This window comes from Streptomyces sp. NPDC097981 (genome assembly GCF_040302565.1).
In the GTDB taxonomy this organism is placed as follows: domain Bacteria; phylum Actinomycetota; class Actinomycetes; order Streptomycetales; family Streptomycetaceae; genus Streptomyces.
This window is the reverse complement of sequence record NZ_JBEORW010000118.1, coordinates 1,612-6,633: the sequence shown is the minus strand read 5'-3', so window position 1 is coordinate 6,633 and position 5,022 is coordinate 1,612. Positions and strand designations below refer to the sequence as shown.

At 69.7% G+C, this 5,022-nt stretch carries 2 protein-coding genes, 1 tRNA gene and 1 pseudogene; 1 reads left to right on the top strand and 3 read right to left on the bottom strand.

The window, feature by feature from the left end; genetic code table 11:
* From ABTY04_RS39990 to ABTY04_RS39980, 3 genes and pseudogenes are all read right to left on the bottom strand, one after another.
* Positions 1–749 (bottom strand): annotated as a pseudogene (locus ABTY04_RS39990) (IS200/IS605 family accessory protein TnpB-related protein); the annotation flags it as partial.
* Between the two features lie 255 nt (positions 750–1,004).
* Positions 1,005–3,557, bottom strand: coding sequence for an ABC transporter permease (locus tag ABTY04_RS39985; RefSeq protein ID WP_352218348.1), 2,553 nt, complete (start codon positions 3,555–3,557; stop codon positions 1,005–1,007).
* 56 nt (positions 3,558–3,613) lie between these two features.
* On the bottom strand, positions 3,614–4,378 hold the full coding sequence (locus ABTY04_RS39980; RefSeq protein WP_352218349.1) for an ABC transporter ATP-binding protein: 765 nt from the start codon (positions 4,376–4,378) through the stop codon (positions 3,614–3,616).
* A 441-nt stretch (positions 4,379–4,819) separates the two neighbouring features.
* On the opposite strand from ABTY04_RS39980, the gene ABTY04_RS39975 reads away from it, so the two are divergent.
* Positions 4,820–4,901: transfer RNA gene (locus tag ABTY04_RS39975), tRNA-Leu, on the top strand.
* Positions 4,902–5,022 lie beyond the last annotated feature (121 nt).

The window sequence follows — 5,022 nt, the reverse complement described above, 5'->3', positions numbered from 1 at the left end:
TTCGCGGCGAGGACGTACCGGCCGTGTTTCGCGTTGGCCAGGTGGGCGAGCGGGGCGGGGAGCTTGATGCTCACCTCGCCGTCCGGCGTGACACGCATCGTCTCGTTGCCGAACCTCTTGCCGGACTCCCCGTCCGCCCGGAGAAACCAGCGAGCCGCCTTCCAGCGTTCCCGCCAACCGCTCTCGGTGAGCCGGGCGGCATCGAGTTGGTGCCGGGTGCCCAGCAGGCGTTTGCCGCCCCGTGCGACCCGGACTCGTCCGCTGTCGCGGTCCTCCCGCGTGCGGGCGAGGCGGTCTTCCAGCACGTGCAGGCGGCGGGTCTTGGCGAACCATTCCTGCCTGCTGCGGTATCCGCCCGGGGCGCGCTTGCTGCCCTTCTCCCCGACGGGCAGCGACAGGCGGTCTGTGATCGTCCTGACGCCTGCTTCGAGGCTCTTCAGGTGTGCTGCCTGGCCGCGCCGGGCCAGCGCCCACTGGTCGTGCGTGGCCTTCGTGATCGCCCCCGCCCACCGCGATGACGAGAGCGGCGTCAGTTCACGTTTGCGCGCTGCCCACGTGCCGGTGGAGTGCTCCAGCCCGTCAGCACACCGCGTCTTGAGGTCCTTCGAGGCGAGGGCGCCGAGGTGCGCGCCGACCAGGGCCAGCACCTCCTCATCCCGCGGCATGAGGTCCTTCAGCCGGGTCCGCACCGCGACTCCGGTGGGCCCGAGCGCGACGAACGGCGCCGACAACTCCCGCAGCCCGCCCACCCCTTCACACCCCCCTCGCACACCGGACAACCCGCCCCCACACCCAACGACCACCACCAGCGAAGGTCACCCGTTCGATGCAGGAACCCCCATTCCCACCCGGCATCAACCCACGGCCACAGACCAGGACGAGGCACTCGCCCACACACGCCAGAACACACTCAAACCCAGTCAACAGGCAGCAGTTCCAACCCCTCGGCCCGCTGATGCGAGCCGAGGGGAATCGCTTCCGGCCGGTGGCCGGGGCGGGCATCGTCACTCGGTCTTGATGGCGGTCAGCATGTTCAGCCGGGCGGCGCTGCGGGCGGGCCACATGGCCGCCAGGACGCCCACCACGCCGGCGAGCAGCAGGAAGATGCCGATCCGGTCGTACGGGACGACCAGCGCGTAGCCCGGCACCGACTTGCTGAGGGTGGTGCCGACCGCCCAGGCGAGGAAGACGCCGACGACGATGCCGAGGACCGCGCCGAAGAGGGAGATGACCACGGCCTCCAGGCGGATCATGTTCTTGACCCGGCTCCGGTCGAGGCCGATCGCCCGCAGCATGCCGATCTCCTGCGTCCGCTCGAAGACGGACATCGCCAGGGTGTTGACCACGCCGAGCACCGAGATGATCAGCGCCATGCCGAGCAGGCCGTACATGATGTTCAGGGCGGTGTTGATCATGCCGCCCATCTCGTTGCGCATGTCCTGCTTGGTCGCGATGGACAGCGCCGGGTTGTTGCCGAGGGCGTCGAGGACGGCCTTCTCGCCGGCCTTCGACTCGCCGCCGACGGTGTTGACGTACACCTCGGGGATGTACGGCTCCTCGGTGTGCGCGGAGAGGATCTTGTCGTCGACGACGTACGGGGAGAGCAGGCCCTCCAGGTCCTTGTAGACCGCGCCGACCTTGAGCGAGCCCTTCTGGCCGTCCTCGTACATGACCTGCAGGGTCGAGCCGACGGACAGCTGCTTCTTCGTCGCGGTCTTCTCCGCGACGGCGACCTCGCCCTTGCCCAGGCTGCTCAGCGAGCCGCTGACGACCTCGACGTTGAGCATCTCGCCGATGGCTGCCGGGTTCACGCCCGAGGTGGCCTTGAGTTCGTCGCCGATCTTCAGCAAGAAGGCCGACTGGGGGGAGACCGCCTTGATGCCCTTGGCCTTGGAGAGGGTCTCGGCGACGGACTTGTCGAGGCTGCCGCCGCCCATGGCCATGGAGACCTTGTAGTCGGCCTTGATCTTGTCGGTGCTCATCCGGTCCACGGCCTTGCCCATGGTGATGCCGAGCACGGACAGGGTGGTGACCAGGGTGAGGCCGATGGTGAGGGAGGCGGCGGTGACGGCGGTGCGGCGCGGGTTGCGCACGGCGTTCTGCGCGGCGAGCTTGCCCGGGACCCCGAAGATCTTCTCCAGCAGCGGCCGGACGGCGGCGATGAGCGGCCGGGACAGCAGCGGGAGCAGCACGATCAGACCGATGAGCAGGAAGAACGCACCGCCGCCGATGAGGTAGCGGCCGGTGTCGCCGCCCTTGGCCACGCCGCCCAGGGCCATGACGAGGCCGAGCAGTTCGAGGATGCAGCCGAAGACGTTGCGCAGGAGCAGGGACTTCGCGGTGGCCGGCAGGTGGGCGCTGCCCATGGCGGCGACCGGGGGGATCCGGCCGGTGCGCCAGGCGGGGAACACCGCGGCGACCATGGTGACCAGCACACCGATGACGACGGCGGCGATGATCGTCGACGGTGCGACGATCAGGTCGCCCGCCGGGATCTTGGCGCCGATGGAGTCCATCAGCGAGCGCATGCCGACCGCGAGGCCGATGCCGGAGACCAGGCCGATGGCGGAGGAGACCAGGCCGACGACCAGGGCCTCGCTCAGGACCGACCGCATGACCTGGCTGCGCTTGGCGCCGACGGCGCGCAGCAGGGCCAGCTCCTTGGTGCGCTGGGCGACCAGCATGGTGAAGGTGTTGTAGATCAGGAAGATGCCGACGAAGAGCGCGATGCCGGCGAACACGAGCAGCATGGTGCTCATGCCGCTCATCTGCTCCTTGATGTCCGCGGCCTGCTTCTTGGCGAGCTCGGCGCCGGTCTGGGCCCTGGTGCGCTTGCCGTCGAGCAGCGGCTTGATGTCGGCCAGCAGCTGGTCGGCGGAGGCGCCGGCCTTGGCGGTGACGGAGAGCTCGTTGTAGAAGCCGGGCTTGAGGTACAGCTTCTGGGTGGTGGCGGTGTCGAAGAGGACGAGGCTGCCGCCCGCGTTGACCTGGCCGTCGTCGGTGGTGAAGACGCCGGTGAGGGTGTACTCCTTCACCGGGCCGTTGCTGGCGACGCGGACCTTGTCCCCGGCCTTGTACCCGCCCTTGTCCGCCGTCTCCTTGTCGAGGGCCATCTGGTCGGCGCCGGCGGGGCCGCTGCCGTCGGTGAAGCGGTAGGCGGGGTCCTTGCCGTCGCCTGCGGGGGCGTAGTTGGAGCCGCGGTTGGCCCAGCCGGTGCCGATCAGCTTGCCGTTCTCGTCACCGACGCCGGCGAAGCCGGAGATCCGGCCGGAGACGGTGTCGACGCCCTTGACCGCCTTGACCTTGTCGAGGGTCTGCTGGCTGATGCCGGGATCGCCCTCCTTCTGGCCGTCGTCGCCCCGGGACTGGCCGTACGAGCTCACGGAGACGGCGACGTGGTCGTAGCTCTTGGCGGACTGGCCGGAGAGGGCCTTGCCGAGGGTGTCGGTGAAGACGAGGGTGCCGGAGACGAAGGCGACGCCGAGCGTGACGGCGAGCACCGTCATCAGCAGCCTGGCCTTGTGCGCGAGGACGTTGCGCAGGGCGGTACGGAACATGGCGGAGGAGTCCAGGAGGTCGGGGGTCAGTTGAGGACTGGCGGAGGGGCAGTCCCTCAGCTGGTGCGGCCCTTGGCGTCGAAGGCCTTCATGCGGTCGAGCACCCCGTCGGCGGTGGGGGTGCGCATCTCGTCGACGACACGGCCGTCCGCGAGGAAGATGACGCGGTCCGCGTAGGAGGCGGCCACCGGGTCGTGGGTGACCATGACGACGGTCTGGCCGAGCTCGCGGACGGAGTTGCGCAGGAAGCCGAGGACCTCGGCGCCGGAGCGGGAGTCCAGGTTTCCGGTGGGCTCGTCACCGAAGATGATCTCGGGGCGGGAGGCCAGGGCGCGGGCCACGGCCACGCGCTGCTGCTGGCCGCCGGAGAGCTGGGTGGGGCGGTGGCCGAGGCGGCCGGAGAGCCCGACCATCTCGATGACGGTGTCGAGCCACTGCCGGTCGGGCTTGCGACCCGCGATGTCCATTGGCAGGGTGATGTTCTCCAGCGCCGTCAGGGTCGGCAGCAGGTTGAACGCCTGGAAGATGAAGCCGATCTTGTCCCGGCGCAGCTGGGTCAGCTGCTTGTCCTTGAGGGTGCCGAGCTCGGTCTCGCCGAGGCGGACGGAGCCGGCGGAGAAGGTGTCCAGGCCGGCGACGCAGTGCATCAGGGTGGACTTGCCGGAGCCCGAGGGGCCCATGATCGCGGTGAACTGGCCCTGGCCGAAGTCGACGGAGACGTTGTCCAGGGCGACCACCTGGGTCTCGCCCTGGCCGTACACCTTGGAGAGGCCGGTGGCTCGGGCTGCCACTGCCTGGGTGGTGTGCGGGGCGTAGTTCATGGTGGTCACGGAAGCGACTCCTCGGGCTGCGGACCGGGCTGCGGTCTGCGGATCGGCGGGACCCTTCCATCGTCACGGCGCCCACCCCCGCCGGGGATCAGCCGAGGTGCCCGTTCCCTGGCCCACTGGAGTCTGACCGCAGGGGCGGCCGCCTCCTCCTCTGGTATGACCCCGGGCCCGGCGGCCCTCGGGGACGGCCGGGGTGGCCCGGGTGGCGGGGAGGGTGGCGGGCGGGGTGGCGCGGGCCATCGAAATCCCGTCATTCCCGTATCGGGGATGATCGCCGCCCGTAACGGGCCCACCGTGTGTTCTCGGGCCTGACGACCCCTCAAGCGCCAATAAAATCAGACAACATCGGATAGACGACCCGCTGGCGACCTGGGTGATCCCGATAGGCTCGGTGCAGCGTCCAGTGCTTTTCCACGGGAGCCGCTACGCCCGGCCCGGATGGTGGAATGCAGACACGGCGAGCTTAAACCTCGCTGGCCCTAGGGCCGTGCCGGTTCAAGTCCGGCTCCGGGCACGACGACGCTCTGCCAGCACCGCATGACACGAACGGCGGGGGGTGCCCATCGGGCGACGGCCGCACCATCCGGGACGTGTTCGAGCAGTTCACCGGCGAGGAGGTGCGCTACGTCGCCCAC